The 21,721-nt window shown below is 74.9% G+C and carries 21 protein-coding genes; 5 read left to right on the forward strand and 16 right to left on the reverse strand.

The genetic code is table 11. The features are described from left to right. Positions 1-5: 5 nt before the first annotated feature. Entirely contained in the window at positions 6-1,151 is a 1,146-nt protein-coding gene (hisC, locus tag BM414_RS03905) for a histidinol-phosphate transaminase (RefSeq protein ID WP_245784464.1), read from the reverse strand. 56 nt (positions 1,152-1,207) lie between these two features. Between hisC and galE the strand changes: the two genes are divergently transcribed. Further along, entirely contained in the window at positions 1,208-2,164 is a 957-nt protein-coding gene (gene galE, locus BM414_RS03910) for a UDP-glucose 4-epimerase GalE (protein WP_093578119.1), read from the forward strand. A gap of 33 nt (positions 2,165-2,197) precedes the next feature. Here the strand turns inward: galE and BM414_RS03915 are convergent, their stop codons facing one another. Further along, positions 2,198-3,517, reverse strand: coding sequence for a hemolysin family protein (locus tag BM414_RS03915; RefSeq protein WP_093578120.1), 1,320 nt, complete (start codon positions 3,515-3,517; stop codon positions 2,198-2,200). A gap of 154 nt (positions 3,518-3,671) precedes the next feature. Continuing rightward, the gene (locus tag BM414_RS30590) at positions 3,672-4,493 is read right to left on the reverse strand and encodes a hypothetical protein (protein WP_245784465.1); all 822 of its coding nucleotides are present in this window, start codon (positions 4,491-4,493) and stop codon (positions 3,672-3,674) included. Between BM414_RS30590 and BM414_RS30595 the strand changes: the two genes are divergently transcribed. Further along, positions 4,465-4,830: a CAP domain-containing protein gene (locus BM414_RS30595; protein WP_245784466.1), complete on the forward strand. Its 366-nt coding sequence runs from the start codon at positions 4,465-4,467 to the stop codon at positions 4,828-4,830. The two genes, BM414_RS30590 and BM414_RS30595, sit on opposite strands and share 29 nt — an antisense overlap. Before the next feature lie 58 nt (positions 4,831-4,888). On the opposite strand, the gene BM414_RS03925 is transcribed toward BM414_RS30595, so the two are convergent. The 5 genes from BM414_RS03925 to BM414_RS03945 form a co-directional block, all read right to left on the reverse strand. After that, complete coding sequence (locus tag BM414_RS03925) at positions 4,889-5,788, reverse strand: endonuclease domain-containing protein (RefSeq protein ID WP_093578121.1); 900 nt, start codon at positions 5,786-5,788, stop codon at positions 4,889-4,891. A 140-nt stretch (positions 5,789-5,928) separates the two neighbouring features. Further along, positions 5,929-7,143, reverse strand: coding sequence for an NADP-dependent isocitrate dehydrogenase (locus tag BM414_RS03930; RefSeq protein ID WP_093578122.1), 1,215 nt, complete (start codon positions 7,141-7,143; stop codon positions 5,929-5,931). Between the two features lie 67 nt (positions 7,144-7,210). Then, entirely contained in the window at positions 7,211-8,164 is a 954-nt protein-coding gene (mdh, locus tag BM414_RS03935) for a malate dehydrogenase (RefSeq protein ID WP_093578123.1), read from the reverse strand. A 51-nt stretch (positions 8,165-8,215) separates the two neighbouring features. Continuing rightward, on the reverse strand, positions 8,216-8,515 hold the full coding sequence (locus BM414_RS03940) for a DUF3017 domain-containing protein (protein WP_093578124.1): 300 nt from the start codon (positions 8,513-8,515) through the stop codon (positions 8,216-8,218). Then, entirely contained in the window at positions 8,515-9,384 is an 870-nt protein-coding gene (locus BM414_RS03945; protein WP_093578125.1) for a bifunctional methylenetetrahydrofolate dehydrogenase/methenyltetrahydrofolate cyclohydrolase, read from the reverse strand. The genes BM414_RS03940 and BM414_RS03945 overlap by 1 nt, the downstream gene beginning before the upstream one ends. 92 nt (positions 9,385-9,476) lie before the next feature. Between BM414_RS03945 and BM414_RS03950 the strand changes: the two genes are divergently transcribed. After that, positions 9,477-10,085, forward strand: a complete 609-nt coding sequence (locus BM414_RS03950; RefSeq protein ID WP_245784467.1) for a hypothetical protein — start codon at positions 9,477-9,479, stop codon at positions 10,083-10,085. A gap of 1 nt (position 10,086) precedes the next feature. Here the strand turns inward: BM414_RS03950 and BM414_RS03955 are convergent, their stop codons facing one another. The 8 genes from BM414_RS03955 to BM414_RS03990 all read right to left on the reverse strand — a co-directional run bounded on the left by BM414_RS03955 (position 10,087) and on the right by BM414_RS03990 (position 19,290). Further along, the gene (locus tag BM414_RS03955; protein ID WP_245784468.1) at positions 10,087-10,755 is read right to left on the reverse strand and encodes a pentapeptide repeat-containing protein; all 669 of its coding nucleotides are present in this window, start codon (positions 10,753-10,755) and stop codon (positions 10,087-10,089) included. A gap of 64 nt (positions 10,756-10,819) precedes the next feature. Beyond that, positions 10,820-12,973 carry a bifunctional phosphoribosylaminoimidazolecarboxamide formyltransferase/IMP cyclohydrolase gene (gene purH / locus BM414_RS03960; RefSeq protein ID WP_093578127.1) on the reverse strand — a complete coding sequence of 718 codons (2,154 nt, stop codon included), beginning with the start codon at positions 12,971-12,973 and terminating at the stop codon, positions 10,820-10,822. A gap of 31 nt (positions 12,974-13,004) precedes the next feature. Then, positions 13,005-14,201, reverse strand: a complete 1,197-nt coding sequence (locus tag BM414_RS03965; RefSeq protein WP_093578128.1) for a cell division protein PerM — start codon at positions 14,199-14,201, stop codon at positions 13,005-13,007. A gap of 143 nt (positions 14,202-14,344) precedes the next feature. Continuing rightward, entirely contained in the window at positions 14,345-15,487 is a 1,143-nt protein-coding gene (locus tag BM414_RS29085; protein WP_175551409.1) for a hypothetical protein, read from the reverse strand. 193 nt (positions 15,488-15,680) lie between these two features. Continuing rightward, on the reverse strand, positions 15,681-16,559 hold the full coding sequence (gene sucD, locus BM414_RS03975) for a succinate--CoA ligase subunit alpha (protein ID WP_093578129.1): 879 nt from the start codon (positions 16,557-16,559) through the stop codon (positions 15,681-15,683). 31 nt (positions 16,560-16,590) lie between these two features. Beyond that, a complete protein-coding gene (sucC, locus tag BM414_RS03980) occupies positions 16,591-17,751 on the reverse strand; it encodes an ADP-forming succinate--CoA ligase subunit beta (RefSeq protein WP_093578130.1) in 1,161 nt (386 codons plus the stop codon). A 64-nt stretch (positions 17,752-17,815) separates the two neighbouring features. Beyond that, positions 17,816-18,187, reverse strand: a complete 372-nt coding sequence (locus BM414_RS03985) for a cobalamin B12-binding domain-containing protein (RefSeq protein ID WP_093578131.1) — start codon at positions 18,185-18,187, stop codon at positions 17,816-17,818. Further along, the gene (locus BM414_RS03990; protein WP_245784469.1) at positions 18,184-19,290 is read right to left on the reverse strand and encodes a hypothetical protein; all 1,107 of its coding nucleotides are present in this window, start codon (positions 19,288-19,290) and stop codon (positions 18,184-18,186) included. Before BM414_RS03990 ends, BM414_RS03985 begins: the two co-directional genes overlap by 4 nt. 185 nt (positions 19,291-19,475) lie before the next feature. Here BM414_RS03990 and BM414_RS03995 point away from each other — a divergent pair, with 185 nt between their 5' ends. Both BM414_RS03995 and BM414_RS04000 read left to right on the forward strand, forming a co-directional pair. Beyond that, on the forward strand, positions 19,476-20,366 hold the full coding sequence (locus tag BM414_RS03995; protein WP_093578132.1) for an esterase/lipase family protein: 891 nt from the start codon (positions 19,476-19,478) through the stop codon (positions 20,364-20,366). Between the two features lie 193 nt (positions 20,367-20,559). Further along, the gene (locus BM414_RS04000) at positions 20,560-21,516 is read left to right on the forward strand and encodes a peptidoglycan DD-metalloendopeptidase family protein (RefSeq protein WP_245784470.1); all 957 of its coding nucleotides are present in this window, start codon (positions 20,560-20,562) and stop codon (positions 21,514-21,516) included. The last annotated feature ends 205 nt before the right edge of the window (positions 21,517-21,721 follow it).

Below are 21,721 nucleotides of genomic sequence, written 5' to 3' on the forward strand. Positions count from 1 at the left end.
GCGGGTCAGCCGACCGGTGCGCCGGGGCGCACGTCGTCCGGCCGGGCGCCGGGCTCGCCGGGGAGGACGTCGTCGAGCGCGGCGAGGAAGACGTCGTCCTCCTCGGGCGTGCCGACGGTGACCCGGATGCCCTCGCCGGCGAAGGGACGGGTGATGACCCCGCGGGCCTCCAGCGCCGCGGCGACGCCGGCGGTCGGCTCCCCCAGCGGCAGCCACACGAAGTTGGCCTGGCTGTCGGGCACCTCCAGGCCGCGACCGCGCAGGGCGGTGGTGAGCCGGTCGCGCTCGGCGACGACGGCGGCCACCCGGTGGCCGACCTCCTCCTCGCTGGCCAGCGCGGCGACCGCGGCGGCCTGGGCGAGCATCGAGACGCTGAACGGCACGTGGGTGCGGCGGACGGCGTCGGCGACGGCGGGGTCCTCGGCCACCAGGTAGCCCACGCGCAGGCCGGCCAGGCCCCACGCCTTGGAGAACGTCCGCAGCACCGCCACGTTCGGCCGCCCGCGCATGAGCTCCAGGCCGTCGGGGACGTCGGGGTCGGTGACGAACTCGCGGTAGGCCTCGTCGAGCACGACCAGCACCGTCTCGGGGACCCGGTCGAGGAACCGCCCGAGCTCCGCGCGGCGCACCGCCGTCGACGTGGGGTTGTTCGGGTTGCAGACGAACACCAACCGGGTGTCCTCGTCGACCGCGGCGGCCAGCGCGTCGAGGTCGTGGGTGTCGGGGCTGCCGCCGGGGAGCGAGGGCACCAGTGGCACCTGGAGGCTGCGGGCGCCGGCCACCTGCGCGAGCAGCGGGTACATCTCGAACGAGCGCCAGGCGAACGCGATCGCGGTCCCGGGGTCGTTGAACGACTGCGCGAGCTGCTGGCAGAGCATGACCGCGCCGCAGCCGGGGACCACCTGCGCCGGCTCGACGCCGTAGCGCTCGGCGAGGGCGGCGGTGAGGACGGCGGCGCCGTTGTCGGGGTAGCGATGGGTCTCCCCCGCCGTCTCCGACAGCGCCCGGACGACCGCCGGCAGCGGCGGGAACGGGACCTCGTTGCTGGCCAGCTTGACCGCGCGGTCGACGCCGAGCTCGCGGGCGAGGTCGGCGGGGTTGCGGCCGGGCCGGTAGGCAGGCAACGCCTGGACGGCCGGACGTGCACTCACCACGGGTTCGTCCTCCGGTGCCCGACATCTCCGGGCGCAACTCCTAGGGTGGCCCCATGCGCGTACTCGTCGCCGGTGGGGCCGGCTACATCGGCAGCGTAGTCACCGCCGCCCTCCTCGAGGGCGGCCACGAGGTCACCGTGCTCGACGACCTGTCGACCGGGCACGCCGACGCCGTGCCGGAGGGTGCCCGTTTCGTCCAGGCCACGCTGCAGGCCTCGGCGCCGGTGCTGGCCGACGTCCGGCCGGAGGCGGTGCTGCACTTCGCGGCGAAGAGCCTGGTGGGCGAGTCGCAGGTCAAGCCGGAGATCTACTGGGAGCACAACGTCGGCGGCTCGCTGGCGCTGCTCGAGGCGATGCGGGCGGTCGACTGCCGGCGGATCGTCTTCTCCTCCACCGCCGCCACCTACGGCGAGCCCGACCAGGTGCCGATCCGCGAGGACGCGCGGACGAAGCCGACCAACACCTACGGCGCCACGAAGCTCGCCGTCGACGCGATGCTGACCTCGTACGCCACCGCGTACGACTTTGCCGCGGTCAGCCTGCGCTACTTCAACGTGGCCGGGGCGGCGTACGGCCGGGGCGAGCGGCACACCACCGAGACCCACCTCATCCCGATCGCCCTGCAGGTGGCGGCGGGCACGCGCGAGGCGATGACGGTCTACGGCGAGGACTACCCGACGCCGGACGGCACCTGCATCCGCGACTACATCCACGTCTCCGACCTCGCCGACGCCCACCTGCTCGCGCTCACGGCGCCGGAGCCGGGCGAGCACCGGATCTACAACCTGGGCAACGGCACCGGGTTCTCGGTGCAGCAGGTCGTCGACGCCGTCCGCGAGGTGACCGGCCACCCGGTGCCGGTGCAGGTCGGCGAGCGGCGGGCCGGCGACCCGGCGCAGCTGGTGGCCTCCAGCGACCGGATCCGCGCCGACCTGGGCTGGAGCCCGCGGCACACCGACATGGCCGGGATCGTGCGCGACGCATGGGAGGTCGCGAGGAACCGGAGCTGATCGGCGTCGCTCACGAGCGCGGGGTGACCGGCCTCAGCCGGCCGGGGTGTCCTCCCCGGCCGGCTGCGTGTCGGGCGCCGGCGTGACCGACAGCCGCGCGATCCGCCGCCCGTCGAGCTCGAGGACGGTGAGCGTGCGGTCCTCGGCCGTCACGGCGTCCCCCACCACGGGCAGCCGCCCGAGCTCGGCGAGCACGTAGCCGGCGACCGTCTCGTACGGGCCCTCGGGCAACCGCAGTCCGGTGACCTGCGCGAAGTCGTCGAGGTTGAGCAGCCCGTCGACCTCGTGCGGCCCGCCGGGCTCCTCGTCGGCCTCGGGGGCGACGTCGTCGTCGTACTCGTCGTAGATCTCGCCGATGACCTCCTCGATGAGGTCCTCGAGCGTCACGATCCCGTCGGTGCCGCCGTACTCGTCGACGACGACCGCCAGGTGCTGGTTCTCCCGGCGCATCTCCGACAGCGCCGTGAGGACCCCCGCGGTGCCGGGCAGCCGCTTCACCTCGCGGGCCAGGTCGCCCACGGTCGCCGCGCGCCCGGCGGGGTGTGTGGGGAGCAGCAGGTCCCGGACGTGCACGAACCCGACGACGTCGTCCTGGTCACGGCCGGCGACCGGGTAGCGCGAGTGGCTGGAGTCGTGGACCTGCTTGGCCGCGCGGCTGGCGGTCATCGACGCGTCGAGGAAGTCGACCTCGGTGCGCGGGGTCATGACCTCGCGCACCTCGCGGTCGCCGGCACGGAACACCTCGTCGATGAGCCGGCGCTCGTCGCTGCTCAGCGACTCGTGCGCGGCCACCAGGTCGCGCAGCTCCTCCTGGCTGATCGCCTCGCCGCTGGCCTTCGGGTCGCCGCCGAGCAGGCGCACCAGCACGTTGGTGGACGCCGACAGCAGCCAGATCACCGGGCGGGACAGCCGCGCGATCGTGTTCAGCGGCCGGGCGACGAAGAGCGCGAAGCCCTCGGCGCGCTGCAGCGCGAGCCGCTTGGGCGTCAGTTCGCCCACGACCAGCGACAGGTAGCTGATCGCGACGGTGACCAGCACGAGGGCCAGCGGGTCGGCGAGGCCCTCCCCCACGCCGCGGCCCACCATCCAGTCGCTGAACGGCTCGGCCAGCGTGGTGGCGCCGAACGCGGCGGACAGGAAGCCGGCGAGCGTGACGCCGACCTGCACCGCGGCGAGGAAGCGGTTGGGGTCGCCGAGCAGCCTGGCCAGCGCGCGGCCGCGGCGCCCCCGCTCCGACAGCACCCGGACCTGTGTCTCCCTGAGGGACACCAGCGCGATCTCGGCGCCGGCGAACAGACCGCCGACCAGCACGAAGACGAAGACCAAGACGATGTCGAGCCAGACGTCGCTCACCGGCGGCGTGCTCCTCGCTCTGGGGGTGGTGGTCGGCGCCCATGCTGCCCGGACCGCCTCCCGCCCCTCACCCCGGGCGTCGGCCCACTCAGTTCGTGACGTCGGTCACATCACCCTCGCGGGTGATCGCTGACCACGGCTAGTCTCCACAAGGTCACGCTCCGTTGTTGTCGAGTCCGTGAGGACGTCCGCTCGTGCGCCACCGTCGGTCTTCCCCGCCGCCGTCCGCCCGCCTCACCGGCGGCATCCGGCTGCTGTCCACCCCCCTGCGCCGGGGCCGCGTCCGCCGCCTGCTGCCGGTCCTGCTGGTCGTCCTCGCCGTCGGCGGCATCGCCCTGCTGGTCCCGCTGATGGCGGCCGGCCGGGGCTCGCTGGCGACCGCCGAGTCCTCGGCGACCTCGACCACCGACGACGTCGTCGAGGCGTCCCCCGAGCGCACCGGGGTCGTGACGATGGGCGTGGACGGCGCGCCGGTCGCCCCCGGGACCACGCCCGGCGGTCCCTCCGCGCCCGGCTCCCCCGCCCCGGGCACCACCCCGCCGGGCACCACCGGCCCGAGCACCACTGGCCCCGGCTCGTCCGCGCCGGGCTCGTCGGTCCCGGGCACCTCCGCACCCGGCTCCACGACCGGGGGTTCCCCGACCGCGGGCTCCTCGACCGCCGGGTCCTCGACCCCGGGCTCCCCGACGGCGGGCTCCTCGACCGCGGGCTCCTCCTCGTCCTCTGGGTCGTCGTCCTCCGCGTCGTCGTCCTCGGCGGGCACCTCGTCGGCGGTGACCGGGTCGTCGGCCCCGGCGCCTGCCGCGGCAGGGAGCAGCACGTCGTCGTCGGCCGGCTCGTCCTCGGCGAGTGCGTCGTCGGCGGGGTCGACGACGCAGACGCCGACCTCCTCGTCGCAGGCCGCGCCTGCACCGGTGGCGAGCGCGGCGGCCGCTCCGGCTCCCTCGGTGGAGGGCGCGGTACTGGCGCTGGTCAACCAGGAGCGCGCCGCCGCCGGGTGTGCGCCGGTCGTCGCCGACGCGGGGCTGGCGGGGGTCGCTCGGGCGCACAGCGCCGACATGCGCGATCGCAACTACTTCTCGCACACCACGCCCGAGGGACTGGACCCCTTCGCCCGAGCCCGGGCTGCCGGCGTCGGCTACGCGCGGGCGGAGAACATCGCCCGGGGCCAGGCCGACCCCGCCGCGGTCATGCAGTCGTGGATGGACAGCCCCGGACACCGCGCCAACATCCTCGACTGCTCGCTGACGAAGCTCGGCGTGGGCGTGGCGGAGGGTCCTCGCGGCCCCTGGTGGACCCAGCTCTTCGGCTGACCCGTCAGCAGGCGTCGAACACGCGTCGGACGCTCCATCACCCCCGAAGAGGGGGCGATCAGCGTGTGCTCGTCTCGATCGACCGGCGGGCCAGGAGTGCCCGGATGCGGGCGACGAGCCGCTCCGGTCGCCGGAGGTCGTCGACGGTCACGTGCAGGACCAGCCACCCCGCGGCGTTGAGCCGGTTGAGCCGGCGCCGGTCGTCGAGGAAGGCGCGGCGCTCGCCGTGCCACAGCCCGTCGTACTCGACGGCCAGCCGCAGGTCCGGATAGGCGAAGTCCACCCGGGCGACGAAGCCCTCGTCGTCGAACACCCGGTGCTGGGCCACCGGTGGGATCCCGGCCCGGTGGAGCAGCAGCCGCAGCCGGGTCTCCTGCGCCGACTCCGCCAGTCCGTCGGCCAGGCGAGCGACCAGCCGGGCCTGCGCGCTCCCCCGGCAGGTGGGGAGCAGCGCCGCGGTCTCGCGGACGTCGTGCAGCGGCGCCAGGCCCGCGCCGACCAGCCGGTCGAGCAAGGCGACGGCCTCGTCCGGGTCACCGAAGCGGACCAGGTCGACCGCCGTGTCGGCGCGAGGGAGACAGCACCAGACACCGCACCGCACCAACTCCTGGCCGGGCAGCAGGGTGCGGACCCGCACGCCGGCGCCGGCGTTCCAGCGCCGCCCGGCGGGCAGGACCACCTCGACGGGGTGGTCGGGACCGGCGACGTCGGGTCCGCCCCAGAGCACCGCGGCGCTGCGCCCGGTGAACCCCGCGCCTGGCGGCGCAGTCAGCCCGACGGCGCTGACGAGCAAGCGGTGCGTGACGGGCAGGGAGGCGTCGGCGTAGACGTCCTGCCGCAGCCGCACCCATGCCGAGCTGCGCAGTTGCTTCGGCGTCAGCAGCCCGCGCCGCACGACGGAGCTGCCCCGGAAGACGCGCCCCTGGAGGCGAGCCGGACGCGCAGGCTGGATCGGCACGAGGCGACCCTGCCGCGCTCAACTGCCTCCGTCCGCGCTGTCCACAGGTCGAGGACACGTCAGTGGCCCCCTCACCCGCAGGCGAGAGGGCCACTGACGTGGGCTCGTCACCTCACGGCGACGAGCGAAGGGCGCTTACGTCAGGCCATGGCCTTCTGCAGGTTGCCGTCGATGGCCGCCAGGAAGTCCTGGGTGGTCAGCCACGGCTGGTCCTTGCTGATCAGCAGCGCGAGGTCCTTGGTCATCTGACCGCTCTCGACGGTGTCGATGCAGACCTTCTCGAGGGTCTCGGCGAACCGGGTGACCTCGGGGGTGTTGTCGAGCTTGCCGCGGTGGGCCAGGCCCCGGGTCCAGGCGAAGATCGACGCGATCGGGTTGGTCGACGTCTCCTTGCCCTGCTGGTGCTGCCGGTAGTGGCGGGTCACCGTGCCGTGGGCGGCCTCGGCCTCGACCGTGCGGCCGTCCGGGGTGGCCAGCACCGACGTCATGAGGCCCAACGAGCCGAAGCCCTGCGCCACGGTGTCGGACTGGACGTCGCCGTCGTAGTTCTTGCACGCCCAGACGTAGCCGCCCTCCCACTTGAGGGACGCGGCGACCATGTCGTCGATGAGCCGGTGCTCGTAGGTGATGCCGGCCTTCTCGAACTGGTCCTTGAACTCGGCCTCGAAGACCTCCTCGAAGATGTCCTTGAACCGGCCGTCGTAGGCCTTGAGGATCGTGTTCTTCGTGGAGAGGTAGACCGGGTAGTTCCGCGACAGGCCGTAGTTCAGCGAGGCGCGCGCGAAGTCCCGGATCGACTCGTCGAGGTTGTACATCGCCAGGGCGACGCCGGCGCCCGGCGCCTGGAAGACCTCGTGCTCGATCGGCGCGGAGCCGTCCTTGGGCGTGAAGGTCACCGTCAGGGTGCCCTCGCCGGGGAATCGGAAGTCGGTGGCGCGGTACTGGTCACCGAAGGCGTGACGGCCCACGATGATCGGCTTGGTCCAGCCCGGCACCAGCCGCGGCACGTTCTGCATGATGATCGGCTCGCGGAAGATGACGCCGCCGAGGATGTTACGGATGGTGCCGTTCGGCGAGCGCCACATCTTCTTGAGGCCGAACTCCTCGACCCGCGCCTCGTCCGGCGTGATGGTGGCGCACTTGACGCCGACGCCGTGCTGCTTGATGGCGTTGGCGGAGTCGATGGTGACCTGGTCGTCGGTGGCGTCGCGGTGCTCGATGCCCAGGTCGTAATACTCCAGGTTGACGTCGAGGTACGGCAGGATCAGCTGGTCCTTGATGAACTGCCAGATGATCCGGGTCATCTCGTCGCCGTCGAGCTCGACGACGGTGCCCTCGACCTTGATCTTGCTCACGTCAGACATTCCCTCTCTGCAGCCCCGGCCCCTCGGGCCGGGAGTCGGTCAGTCGCGGTGCCGAGGACTACAGCTCCGCGACGTCGGCCTGCTTGGCGCGCACGGCCTCCGCCGCCTCGCGCAGCCCGGCCAGTTCGCTCTCGGTGAGGTCCCCCTCGACCACCCGGCGCACACCCTGGCGTCCGATCTCGGCCTCGACGCCGAGGTAGACCCCCGAGATGCCGTACTCGCCGTCGACCCACGCGCACACGGGCATGACGGCGCCGGAGTCCTCCATGACGGCGCGCGCCATGCGGGCCGCGGCCGCCGACGGCGCGTAGTACGCCGACCCGGTCTTGAGCAGCGCGACGACCTCGGCCCCGCCGTTGCGGGTCCGCTGGACCAGGTGCTCGATGCGGTCGGCCGCCATCACGTCGGCCAGGGGCTTGCCGTCGACGGTGCAGCGCGAGGGCACCGGCACCATCGTGTCGCCGTGCGAGCCGAGGGTCAGGGTCCGCACCGAGCCGACCGGGACGCCGAGCTCCTCGGCGACGTTGTTGGAGAACCGGGCGGTGTCGAGCATCCCGGCCTGGCCCATCACCCGCTGCTTCGGGAAGTCCGTGGCGATCTGCGCCAGGGCCGTCATCTCGTCCAGCGGGTTGGACACCACGATGACGACGGCGTCGGGCGAGGTCGACGCGACGTTCTCGGCGACCTGGCGGACGATGCCCGCGTTGGTCTCGATGAGGTCCATCCTGCTCATGCCCGGTTTGCGGGGCAGGCCCGCGGTGATCACGACGACGTCGGACCCCTCGGTGCCCTCGTACGAGCCGCCGCCGACGCCGACGACCCTCGTCTCGAAGCCCTCGATGGGGCGGGACTGGTTCATGTCGAGGGCCAGGCCCTCGGGCTTGCCCTCGACGATGTCGGTGAGCACGACGGTCTCGAAGACGTCGTACTCCGCGAGCCGGAGGGCGGTGGTGGAGCCGTAGAAGCCGGCACCGACGACGGTGACCTTGCCGTTCCTGGGCTGCTCTGCCATGGGCGTCAACCTAGACCCGGCACCCGGCGCGCCGCCTGCGGGCCGGTGCAGTCAACTGCCGGGGACCACGACGCTGAGGACCGCGACCGCGACCCCGGTCCCGGCCATGAGGACGACGTCGACCGGCCGGCTGCGGACGGCGAGGAAGCCGACCCGGCGCTCCGGCAGGACCAGCCGCAGCAGCCCGGCGCCCACCAGCGCCAGCCCGACCACCAGCAGGCCGCGCCGCCAGTGCTCGATGGCGACCATCCCGAGCCCGACCGCGACCGCCACCAGCACCGCGAGCAGCGGCAGCTGGCGCAGCAGCCCGGCCAGGAACGGCCGGCGCAGGTGGAGCGGCGGGCGGGTCATCAGGCGGTGAGGACGTCGACCGCGGCGGCCCGCTCGGCGGCGAGGACCACGTTCTGCAGCAGCATCGCGCGGGTCATCGGCCCGACGCCGCCGGGGTTGGGCGCCACGTGCCCGGCCACCCCGACGACGTCCGTCGCGACGTCGCCGGCGATCTTCCCGTCCACCCGGCTGACACCGACGTCGAGGACCGCGGCGCCCGGCTTGACGACGTCGGCGCTGATCAGGCCCGGGACGCCGGCCGCGGCGACGACGACGTCGGCGGCGCGGAGGTGCGCGGCGAGGTCGCGGGTCCCGGTGTGGCAGAGGGTCACGGTGGCGTTCTCGGTGCGGCGGGTGAGCAGCAGCCCGAGCGGGCGGCCGACGGTGATCCCGCGGCCGACGACGACGACCTCGGCGCCGGCGACCGGGACGTCGTGGCGGCGCAGCAGCTCGACGATGCCGACCGGGGTGCAGGGCAGCGGCCCGTCGACGCCGAGCACGAGCCGGCCGAGGTTGACCGGGTGCAGGCCGTCGGCGTCCTTGGCCGGGTCCATCGCCTCGAGGACGGCGTACTCGTCGACCTGGCGAGGCAGCGGCAGCTGGACGATGTAGCCGGTGCACGCCGGGTCGGCGTTGAGCTCCTCGACGACGGCGAGCACGTCGGCGAGCGTGGCCGTGCCGGGCAGCTCGCGCTGGATGCTGGCGATGCCGACCTGCGCGCAGTCGGAGTGCTTGGCGTCGACGTACCAGCGGCTGCCCGGGTCGTCACCGACCAGCAGCGTGCCCAGGCCCGGCCGGTGCCCCGCGGCGGTCAGGGCCGCGACACGGGTGGTGAGCTCCTGGCGGATGGTCGCTGCGGTCGCCTTGCCGTCCAGGATCGTCGCGGGCACCCCGACAGTGTGCCGGAGGCGTCACCGCGCCGGCCGCCGCGGCCCTACGCTCGCGGCAAGGCCCCGCACGGCCGATCCCGCGAGGAGAGCTGATGACCGAGCGCGACCCGTCCACCCAGCGGTCCGGCGCCGCCGGGCGGGGGCAGACCGAGCCCGGTCTCGACCTCGTGACCGGCTCCTCCGCGGCCGGCGGAGGCGGGTACGGCTCCCCGGGCGGGTACCCCTCGACGAGGCCGGGCTACTCGAACGAGCCGGTGGCGGTACGCGGGCCGGAGTCGCTGGGCGGGCTGCTGCTCATCCTCGCCGGCATCGCCGCGGCGGTCAGCCTGGCGCTGCGCTGGGTGACCGGGAACGGCGACACCGGCTGGCGCCTGGTCCGCCGGGGCTTCGACGAGATCGCCGGCGGGTTCGGCGGCCTGCTCGACACCGGCTTCTGGCAGCCGCTGGCCGTCGTCCTCGGGGGCGGGGTGCTGTTCCTGCTCGGCATCCTGCTGTGGCTGCCCGCTCGGACGCACCGCTTCCTCGGCTTCCTCGCCCTGCTGGTCAGCGGGCTGGCGATCGCCGGGGTGGTCGTGCCCCTCGTCGCGGAGGGCTGGCAGACGTCGGCGTTCGGCATCGGGTTCTGGTTCGCCTGCGCCGTCGGCGTCCTCGGTCTGCTCGGCTCCCTCAAGGCCCTGCTCACCGGGCGCCGCTACCGGTAGGTCAGCCCTCGACCAGGGCGCCGTACGCGGCGGCGACCTGGACGGCCTGGACGAGGTCGAGCCGGACGCCGGTGAGCTCCAGCGCCCGCCACGGCACCGCCTCGGTGGCGGCGCCCCGCAGGTCGCTGCCGCGCAGCTTCGTGCCCTGCATGCGGACCCGGTCGAGGTCGGCGCCGGTGAGGTCGCACTCGCGCAGGTCGGTGTCGGTCAGGTCCGCCTCGCGGAAGCGCTGACCGGACAGGTCGCTGCCCGACAGGTCGACCCCGCGCAGCGACGTCCAGCTCCAGTCGGTGTCGGTGCTGGTCAGCGGCCGCAGGACGGCACCGGGGAACTGCGAGCCGGTGAGCTTGCAGCCGTCCCAGACGACGTCGATGAGCCGCGCGCGGTCGAACCGGCAGGACAGGAACGCGCTGCCGGAGTGCCGCGAGCCCCCCATCCGCACGCCGGTGAGGACGCAGGAGTCGAAGACGCAGCGGCGGGTGACGACCTCGGTGAGGTCGGCGTCGTCGAAGCGGCAGCGGGTGAAGGTGACGCCGTCGAGCTCCGCGCCCCACCAGTCGACGCGGGCGAGGTCGACGTCCTCGACCTCCTCCCCCGGCCCGGGCGGACGCAGGTGCGGTCGTGGCCCCGGGGAGGGGCCCGCCGCGAGCTTGCGGGGGGTGGGTGGCACGCGGCCCCCTCGCAGGGGTCCGCTGCGGGCCTGCGAGGGGCGGGGGGCGAGGGGGTCCTTCATCTCAGTGGGCGAAGTGGCGGGTCCCGGTGAGGTACAGCGGGACGCCGGCCGTGCGCGCCGCGGCGACGACCTCCTCGTCGCGCACCGAGCCGCCCGGCTGCACCACCGCGCGCACGCCGGCGTCGAGCAGCACCTGCAGGCCGTCGGCGAACGGGAAGAACGCGTCGGAGGCGGCCACCGACCCCGCGGCCCGCTCCCCCGCCCGCGTCACCGCGAGGCGGGCGGCGTCGACCCGGTTGACCTGTCCCATCCCGACGCCGACGGTCGCCTTGTCGTGGGCCAGCAGGATCGCGTTGCTGCGCACCGCGCGTACGCTGCGCCACGCGAAGACGAGGTCGTCGAGGCCGGCGGGGTCCAGCGGCTCCCCGCACGCCAGCGTCCAGGTGGTCGGGTCGTCGCCGGCGGCGTCGATGCGGTCCGCGGTCTGCACGAGCATCCCGCCGCTGATCGGCCGGAACTCGACGGGGTCGGGCTGCTCGGCAGGCACCCGCAGCAGCCGGACGTTCTTCTTCGCGGTCAGCGCGGCGAGGGCGTCCTCGGTGAACGACGGCGCCGCGACGACCTCGGTGAACACCCCGGCCACCTGCTCGGCCATGGCCAGGTCGACCTCGCGGTTGGCGGCGATGACCCCGCCGAAGGCCGAGACCGGGTCGCAGGCGTGCGCCTTGCGGTGGGCCGAGGCGATGTCGGCGCCGACGGCGATCCCGCACGGGTTGGCGTGCTTGATGATCGCCACGCACGGGTCGCGGTGGTCGTGGGCGGCCCGCCAGGCGGCGTCGGTGTCGACGTGGTTGTTGTAGGACATCTGCTTGCCGTGCAGCTGCTCGGCGTGCGCCAGGCCCGGCCGCCCGTGCCGGTAGAGCGCCGCGCGCTGGTGGGGGTTCTCGCCATAGCGCAGCACGTCGGCGCGCTCCCAGCTGCCGCCGGTCCAGGCCGGGAAGCCGGTCTCGTCGTCGGGCGCGAGGACGCTGCCCATCCAGGAGGCGACGGCGATGTCGTAGCTCGCGGTGTGCCGGAACGCGGCCACGGCCAGCCGCTGCCGCTCGGCGAGGGTGAAGCCGCCGGCGGTGACCGCGGCGAGCACGTCGTCGTAGCGGGACGGGTCGACGACGACGGCGACCGACGGGTGGTTCTTCGCTGCGGCCCGCACCATCGCCGGGCCGCCGATGTCGATCTGCTCCACGCACTCGTCCGGCGTCGCGCCCGAGGCCACCGTCTCGGTGAACGGGTAGAGGTTGACCACCACGAGGTCGAAGGCGGCGATGCCGAGCTCCTCGAGCTGGCTGACGTGGTCGGCCTTGCGGCGGTCGGCGAGGATGCCGGCGTGCACGGCCGGGTGCAGCGTCTTGACCCGCCCGTCGAGGCACTCGGGGAAGCCGGTGACCTGCTCGACCGGGGTGACCGGCACGCCGGCGTCGGCGATCCGCCGGGCGGTCGCGCCGGTGCTCACCAGCTCGACGCCGGCGCCGGCCAGCCCGCGGGCAAGGTCCTCGATCCCTGCCTTGTCGTAGACACCCAGCAGCGCGCGGCGGATCGGGGTGCGGTCGCTCATCGGGGGCTCCTCCGTCGTCCCGGTGACGAGTCGCGCCACCGTCTCCACCAGGAGCGTGCGCTCCACGGCCTTGATCCGTTCGTGCAGGCGGTCCTCGTCGTCGCCGGGCAGCACCGGCACCTCGCGCCGGGCGAGCACCGGCCCGGTGTCCACGCCTGCGTCGACCAGGTGCACCGTGCTGCCGGTGACGTCCACGCCCGCGGCCAGCGCGTCGCGGACGGCGTGCGCGCCGGGGAAGGCCGGCAGCAGGGCGGGGTGGGTGTTGACCAGCCGGCCCTCGTAGCGGGCCAGGACGGCAGGACCGACGATCTTCATGAACCCGGCGGACACCACCAGGTCGGGCCCGTGCGCGGCGATCGCGTCGGCCAGCGCGACGTCCCAGGCGCCCCGGTCGGGGAAGTCGCGCAGCCGCACGGTGAAGACCGGCAGGCCGCGGCGGCGGGCGTGCTCCAGGCCGGGGGCCTCGCGGTCCGCGCCGACGGCGACCACCCGCGCCGGGTAGCCGGCGTCGTCGGCGGCCTCGAGCAGCGCCGCGCACAGCGACCCGGCGCCCGAGAGCAGGACGACGACCCGCGCCCGCGGTGGAGACTCGGGGCCGGGCACGACCGCGACCCTATCGACGCGGCACGCGGCCTCAGCCGAGGGACCGCCAGCGGGCGGCTGCCGCCCCGACCCCCGCGGCGATGCCGGCCTGCACGGCGACCATCAGGGCGGTGGCCACCGGCGGGGCGCCGACGTCGGCGAGCGCGCCGTTCCCGAGGGACCCGCCCGCCACCGCGACGAGGACACCGGCGGCGACGCCGAGCAGCAGCCCGGTCAGCACGCCCCACAGGCCCGCGAGCACCGAGCCGCCGTCGTCGTCGGCCATGCGGCGCCCCAGGACCGCCCCGGCGACCAGGCCGGCCAGCGCCGGGACCGCCTGCGAGACGAAGGCCAGCAGCGGCACCGCCTGGGTGTCGGGCAGCGCGGCCAGCAGCGGCAGGGCAGGGACCGGCCCCAGGCTGATCCCGTGCACCGAGACGACGGTGCCGGCGCCGACCGTGAACCCGGGTCCGGCGGCCACCCCGAGCGCCGCCGCGGCGGCGTTGGGCAGCAGCAGCGCCCCGAGCGCCAGCAGCCCGGCCGCACCGGCACCCGAGCCGCCCAGGGCGTCCTCCACGGCGGCGTACCCGGCGGTGTCGGAGGCCACCGCGACGGCCACCACCGCACAGCCCAGTCCGACGGCGGCGAGCAGCCCGGCGAGCACGGCGGGCAGCAGCGGCCGGACCGGCCCGGGCAGCCGGTCCAGCGCGGTCTCGGGCAGGTCGGTCTCGCGCAGCACGCCCCAGCCGACGGCGACCAGGGCGAGGACGGCCGCGCCGAGGGCGCAGCGGAGCAGGTCGGTGCGCGCACCCGGCCCGTCGACGGCGAGCGCCAGCAGGACGGCCAGCAGCGCGTGCACCGCGACCCCGGCCGCCACGACGCCCGCGGCCGCGCGGGCGCCGGCCGGCTCGACGAGGCGAGCGACGCCCCGTCCGGCCCGGGACAGCCCCCAGGCGACGGCGAGGGTGAGCAGCAGTGGCGCGAGGACCAGCGGACCGGACTCCAGGCGGATGCCGCCGCCGTCGGCGAGCAGCCACAACTGGCCGCCGACCCGGGCCGCACCTGCGGCCGAGAGGCCGCCGGCCGGGTCGAGCGTCTCCACCACGACGACCGCCAGACCCAGGCCGAGCAGCCCGAGCAGCGTCACCGCGGCGGTGGCGACGGCGGTGAGGGCGGCCGGGTACCAGTGCCGCCGGGCACCGGGGCCGCGCTGGGCCGGCAGGGGCAGGCGCGCCAGCAGGGAGACCACGCCCCACTCTCGCAAGCGCGACCGCCGTCTGTCCGCCGCACGCGCCGGGACCTCGCCGGCGCACGGTCCCCGGACGTCGACGAGGGCCGGCGGCAGGTGCCGCCGGCCCTCGTCGGGACGGATGCCCCTCGCGGGGCGGGAGGTCAGGGCTGGCCGTGACCGGAGGCGGTGGAGCCGCCGGGCTGGCCGTGCTGACCGGAGGAATGCTGACCGGAGGAATGCTGCCCGGAGGACTGCTGACCGGGGTCGGTCGCCGGGGACGGGGTGTACGGCTGCCCGTACCCCTGCGGCGCCTGGCCCTGAGGTGCCGGACCCGGCTGGCCGTACGGACCGGGCTGGCCGTACGGCCAGCCGGGCTGGCCGTACGGGCCGGGCTGGCCGTACGGGCCGGGCTGGCCGTACGGGCCGGGGCTGGTGGACTGGCCGGGGCTGGTGGACTGGCCGGGGTTCGTGGACCGACCCGGGTGCCCACCCTGGCCGGCGCCGAAGTCCGGCGCCTGCTGGTTGGCCCACTGGGAGGCACCGGCGAAGGCCCCGGGCAGGGCCGGCTTGTTCCGCATCTCGGGCAGCAGCCGGAGGAGGGCGAACGCCGTGACGGCCGCGGTCACGAGGAGCGCGAGCAGGCCGACGAGGCTGAACTCCCACTCGAAGGTCTGGATCCAGGCGATCAGCGTGAGCAGCAGTGCCAGTGCGGCGAGGCCCACGGTGATCCAGCTGCGCGGGAAGCCCAGGCGGACCTCGGTCACCGCCGGCAGGAGCGCCCAGACGGCGGCGGCCAGCAACAGGACGAAGCTGAAGGTGACCAGGCCGCTGAAGGAGAACCCGCTGACGTTGTAGTCGTCGGAGAAGTAGATCTCGTCGAAGTCGATCCAGGTCAGGAGTGCGAGGACCAGGTAGGCGATCGCGCCGCCGGCGACGGCGTAGTCGGCGACCTTCAGCCGCTTGAGGTCGAACCCGGCGCCGGCGGGGCGGCCGGGGCCCTGCCCGAACGGCGACGGAGCGCCGTGGGGCTGGCCGTAGGGGGGCTGCTGACCGTAGGGCTGCTGACCGTAGGGCTGCTGACCGTAGGGCTGCTGACCGTAGGGCTGCTGCGCTCCGTAGGGCTGGCCGTAGGGCTGCTGACCGGGAGCCGGCTGGCCGTGGGGCTGCTGGCCGTAGGGCGCCTGGCCCTGCGGTGCGCCGTACGGCGGCGGGGAGGCCGGGGGCTGCTGCCCGTACCCCGGCTGACCGCCCGGGCCCGGCTGCCCGGGGACCCCGGGCTGCTGGGGCGGCTGGCTGGACGTCATCGATCGGCTACCTCTCGTCACTCCAGGTACGGCATCGCGGATGCTCTCCCCCACCGTGGCCCGGGACAACCGCGCCACGCGCGCGTCTCACCAGCACGGGCGAGATCGTGACCGCCTCGCAACCGGGCTGCTCGACGCCGCTGCCCCGGCCCCCGAGGACGGGGACCGGGGCAGCACGACGGCTTGGCCGGCCTCAGGAGCCGACGATCTCCCGCATGAGACGCGCGGTCTCCGACGGCGTCTTGCCGACCCTGACCCCGGCGGCCTCGAGGGCCTCCTTCTTGGCCTGCGCGGTGCCGGCCGAGCCGGACACGATCGCGCCGGCGTGGCCCATCGTCTTGCCCTCGGGGGCGGTGAAGCCGGCCACGTAGCCGACGACCGGCTTGGTGACGTTGGCCTTGACGAAGTCGGCCGCGCGTTCCTCGGCGTCGCCACCGATCTCACCAATCATGACGATGGCCTCGGTCTCCGGGTCGTCCTGGAACGCCTGGAGGGCATCGATGTGCGTGGTGCCGATGACCGGGTCGCCACCGATGCCGATCGCGGTGGAGAAACCGATGTCCCGGAGCTCGTACATCATCTGGTAGGTCAGCGTGCCCGACTTGCTGACCAGGCCGATCTTGCCCTGCTTGGTGATGTTGGCCGGGATGATGCCGGCGTTGGAGCGCCCGGGGCTGATCAGGCCGGGGCAGTTCGGGCCGATGATCCGGGTGGAGCCGCCCTGGGCGTGCGCCCAGAAGTAGGTCGAGTCGTGCACCGGGATGCCCTCGGTGATGACGACGGCGAGCCCGATCTGGGCGTCGACGGCCTCGATGACCGCGCCCTTGGCGCTGGCCGGCGGCACGAAGATGACGCTGACGTCGGCGCCGGTCTCCTTCATCGCGTCGGACACGCTGCCGAACACCGGCACGCTGGCGCCGTCGAAGTCGACGTTCTCGCCCGCCTTCTTCGGGTTGACGCCGCCGACGATGGCGGTGCCGGAGGCGAGCATGCGCTGGGTGTGCTTGCGCCCCTCCGAGCCGGTCATGCCCTGGACGATGACCTTGCTGTTCTCGTTGAGGAAGATCGACATTCTGGTGTCCTGTCGGGAGTCGGGACGGCGATCAGGCGGCGAGCTCGGCGGCCCGGCGCGCGGCGCCGTCCATCGTGTCCACCACGGTCACCAGCGGGTGGTTGGCCTCGGCGAGGATCCGGCGGCCCTCCTCGACGTTGTTGCCGTCGAGCCGGACGACCAGCGGCTTGGTCGCCTCGTCGCCGAGGATGCCCAGCGCGCTGACGATGCCGTTGGCGACGGCGTCGCAGGCGGTGATCCCGCCGAAGACGTTGACGAAGACGCTCTTGACGGCCGGGTCACCCAGGATGATGTGCAGGCCGTTGGCCATGACCTCGGCGGAGGCGCCACCGCCGATGTCGAGGAAGTTGGCCGGCTTGACGCCGCCGAACTCCTCCCCGGCGTAGGCGACGACGTCGAGGGTGCTCATGACCAGACCGGCGCCGTTGCCGATGATCCCGACCTCGCCGTCGAGCTTGACGTAGTTGAGGTCCTTCTCCTTGGCCGCGGCCTCGAGCGGGTCGGCGGAGGCGGCGTCCTCGAGCGCGGCGTGCTCGGGCTGACGGAAGGAGGCGTTCTCGTCGAGGGTCACCTTCGCGTCGAGCGCGAGCACGGTGCCGTCGGGGGCCTTGGCCAGCGGGTTGACCTCGACGAGCGTGGCGTCCTCCTTGGAGAAGACGTCCCACAGCTGCACGGCGATGGCGATGACCTGGTCGCGGACCTCGGCGGGGAAGCCGGCGGCGTCGACGATCTCGGCGGCCTTGGCCTCGTCGACGCCCTTGCTGGCGTCGACCGGGATGCGGGCCAGCGCCTCGGGCCGCTCGACGGCGAGCTGCTCGATCTCCATGCCGCCCTCCTTCGAGGCCATGGCCAGGAAGGTGCGGTTCCCCCGGTCGAGCAGGTAGGAGAAGTAGTACTCCTCGGCGATGTCGCTGGCCTGGGCCACCATCACCTTGTGGGTGATGTGCCCCTTGATGTCCAGGCCGAGGATGTCCTGGGCGCGCGCCTTGGCCTCCGCGGCGTCGTCGGCGAGCTTGACGCCGCCGGCCTTGCCGCGGCCGCCGGTCTTCACCTGCGCCTTGACGACGACGGTCTGCCCGATCTCGCGGGCGATCGCCTCGGCCTGGTCGGGTGTCTCGGCCACGCCGCCGGGCAGCACGGGCACGCCGTGCGAGGCCAGCAGGTCACGCGCCTGGTACTCGAAGAGATCCACGAACAGGGACCGTAAACCTCGTCCCATCCGGCCGCCGCACCGGCATCGGGGGCCGTGCCCGGGCTCACGGCCCGCCGGCGGCCTCGCGCAGCGCGGCGACGACGTCGTCGGGTGCGGCGCCGTCGGCGAACCCGCGGACGCCCTGCGGGAGACCGGCGGTCGAGCCCAGGACGAAGGCGGTGACGTCGTCGACGCCGGCGGCGGACAGCCGGTCCAGCACCTCGGCGAGCAGGTCCGGTGGCGCCCCGGCCACCCCGACCGCGTCGGCGTCCTCCTGGACGACGGTCGCGGCCAGCCGGCCGGCCGAGGTGACCTCGCCGGTCAGGACCACCTCGGCGCCGGAGTCGCGCAGCGCGCGGGCGAGGGCGACCGCCCGCGGGTCGTGCTGCCCGTCGGGGCCGGCGACGACGACGCGCAGCCGCTCGCCCGCCGTCACGAGGAGGTGCGGCGCAGCCGCCAGGCGAGGACCGTGAGCAGGACGTAGGCCAGCCCCGCGGCCAGCAGCCCCGCGCCGGGGACGGTCCAGTCCAGCTCGTCGGAGGCGACGGCGTCGCGCAGACCGCCCAGCCCGGCGGCGAGCACCGTCACCGCGACGGCGAGGAAGCCGCCGACCGCGGCCAGCCGCGGCCGCAGCGAGGGGGCGAGCACCGACCCGAGCAGCACCGCGCCGGCGAGGAGCAGACCGCCGAGCAGCGCCAGGCCGGGCCGCTCGAGCAGCGCCTGCGGGCCCGGCTGCTCGACCACGACCTCCAGGCCGGTGGACGGGTCGGCGACGATCCGGTCAGGGACGTCGGCGGCCGGGAGCGCCAGGCAGAGCACCGTGAGGACGCCGAGCACGACGGCGGCGCCGGCCAGTCCGGGGCGGGCCGGGTCGAGCGCGCCGCGGTCCTCCATGACCGTGCGGTTCCACGACGCCGCGGCGAGGACCCCGGCGACGACGGTCAGCGCCAGCGCGGCGACCTGCAGCCACCACCCGCCGCCGGTCTGCACGGAACTGGTGAGCACGCGCTCGCCGGCGAGCACCTCGATGCCCGGGCGGACGGTGGAGGTGCTGCCGCGGTAGACCTCGATGAGCATCGCGCCGAGAGCCAGCGCGCCGCCGACGCCGGCGTAGGCCAGCCCGAAGCGCGGCACCCGCCCGGCCGCCAGTCCCGCTCCCACCGCCACCGCGGTCAGCGGGACGACGAGGCCGGCCAGCGCGCCGCCGAGGCCACCGGCCAGCGCGAGTTCGCGGCCGCCGACGACGAGGTAGGTCGGGAGGAGCGCGGCCACGCCCGCGGGACCGGCGAGCACGAGCAGGACGCCGACGGCGCGGGCGGCACCGGGTGGGTCCCCGACGACCAGGCCGTCGCCCGGTGCAGGCGCGACGGCACCGGCCGCGGGGCGGGCCGGTCGCCGGTCGGCAGCGGGGCCCGTGCCGGTCCGCCGGTCACCGGCCCGGGGCGACCCGGTCCTGCGGGCACCGGCGGTCGTGGTGCGGCGGGCGCCCGCCGCGCCGCGGGGCCGGTCGTCGCGGGCTGAGCTCTCACGGCCGGCCACGGGTCCCCCTTCGTCAGGATGTGTTGCGTTCCGGTATCGATCTCGTCGAGATCCCCGCACCGTCTGTGTGACCGTGGACACACCAGGGCATTACCGTCCCGTGAACAGAGCACCACTCAGGTGCTCCGCCACGACGGACCCGGGTCCCGGGACGCCGCCGCGGCCGCCGAACGGGGAGGACGTCCATGCGCGCGACCGGCGACCCCGGGTGCCGTCCAGGGTGGCACACCGACGAGCTCTCCCCGGGAACGCCACGGGCCGCCCTGCGCTCCCTGGTCACCCCCGTGGCCGTCGCCGGCGGGCTCACCGAGCTGGCCTGGGTCGGCGCGCACGCGCTGCTCTACCCGCTCGGCACCCGCAAGGAGCAGCTCCGGCTGGACCCGCGCTGCCGGCCGGGTGAGCAGCCGCCGAGCGTGCGCGCGCTCTTCGCCGCCGACCCGCTCGCCGCGCGCATCCCCGTCCTGCTCGTCCACGGGCTCATCGACAACCGGTCGATCTTCACCGTGATGCGGCGCGGGCTGCGCCGGCGCGGCTTCGCCCAGGTCTGCACCTGGAACTACAGCCCGCTGCTCGGTGACGTCGCCGAGGGCGCCCGCGACCTCGGCGAGCACGTCGAGCGCATCTGCGCCCAGACCGGCCACGACCGCGTGCACCTCGTGGGCCACAGCCTCGGCGGGCTCATCTCGCGGCACTACGTGCAGCGGCAGGGCGGCGGCCGGCGGGTCGAGTCGCTGGTCACCCTGGGCACGCCGCACGGCGGCTCGGTGCTGGCCCACCTGCTTCCGACGCCGATGGTGCGCCAGCTGCGGCCGGGGTCGGCACTGCTGCAGGAGCTCGCCGAGCCCGCGCCGGACTGGTCGACGCCGACGACCGCCGTCTACAGCAACCTCGACCAGCTCGTCGTCCCCACGCGGCTCGGCCGTTGCGACCACCCGGACCTGCGGGCGCGCAACGTCCTCGTGCGAGGCGTGGGGCACATGTCGCTGCCGTTCCACCGCGGCGTCGTCGACGAGGTGGCCGCGACCCTCGCCGGGCTGCGCCCCGCCGCTCACGCGCCGCTGGCCTCCGCCGCCTGACCGTCTCCTCACTCGTAGGAGATTTGGCGACACACAGCGTCGCCTCCCGCGGTCGGCCCTGACGGAACGTTACGGTCCGATCACGGCGCCGGTACCCACCGGCGGGCGCCCTCCCGGGCGTCTCCACCACCGTCGCTCCCCCGACGGACCGCTCCGTGCGGTCGTCCCGGGTGCGTGGACGAAGGGTGTCGGCGTGACCTCGCTCCTCGAGCCCGCGGCGACCGGCCGCCGGCCGGCCGAGCCCGAGGCGACCGGCCGCATCTCCGCCGGCCCGCTGGGGAGGGCCGGCCTGCCCCCGCTCCGCCGGCCCGCGGTCCCGTCCGTGCCGGCTCCCCGTGCCGCCGTCGAGGACTCCCCCGCCGACGAGCACGTGATCGCCGGCGAGCACGTGTCCGCTGACGAGGACGTGTCCGCCGACGAGGACGTGTCCGCCGGACCGGTCGAGGAGACCGCCGAGCGGTCCACCGAGCAGTCCGCCGAGACCGGTGCGCGCCGTTCGGTCCGCCGTCCCCCCGGCCGCCGTGGACCGCTGTGGCTGGGCGCGCTCGTCGCCGGCGCACTCGTCGCCGGCATCCCCGCCCTGTCCGGCGGGACACCGGCCCCGGCCGCGTCGGTCAGCGCCGCCGACTACGGGCTGGGCGCCGCCGACATCGGGCTGACCGGCGAGATGGAGGAGGCCGGCGTCCGCCAGGGCATCACCCAGGCCGAGGCCGCCGTCCGGCTGTCCGAGCTGGCCGCCTCCCGCGCCGCCCGCGAGCCGCAGACCGCCCTGCCCACGTCGGGCCGCCTCACCACGTGCTTCTGCATGCGCTGGGGCTCGATGCACTACGGCATCGACCTCGCCGGCCCGCTCGGCACGCCGATCCACTCGGCCACCGACGGCGTCGTGCTGCGCGCCGGCCGCGCCTCCGGCTACGGCAACGCGGTCTACATCCAGGACGCCGACGGGAACGTGCACGTCTACGGCCACATGCGCTACTACGACGTCGAGGCCGGCCAGATCGTGCACGCCGGCGACCAGATTGCCAAGATCGGCAACGAGGGCCAGTCCACCGGCCCGCACCTGCACTACGAGATCCACCGCGGCGGCATGACCGGCCGGCCGATCGACCCCGAGGACTGGCTCGCCGACCACGGCGTCACCATCTGAGCCCCACCACCTGGCGACCTCCGGCCGCATCGCCGGCGTTCTTCGCGGTCTGCGGGCACTGCAGCACCCGCAGGGCACGAGGAACACCGGCAGTGCACCCCGCCCGCCCGGTGCAGGTCCGGCTCGTGCGGTGCCGGCCACGCTCCCGCGGCGGTGCAGCACCGCAAGAGCTCAGCGAACACCGCAGGAGCGCCTGGGCCTCCGC

Source organism: Geodermatophilus amargosae (assembly GCF_900116515.1).
Lineage (GTDB): Bacteria > Actinomycetota > Actinomycetes > Mycobacteriales > Geodermatophilaceae > Geodermatophilus > Geodermatophilus amargosae.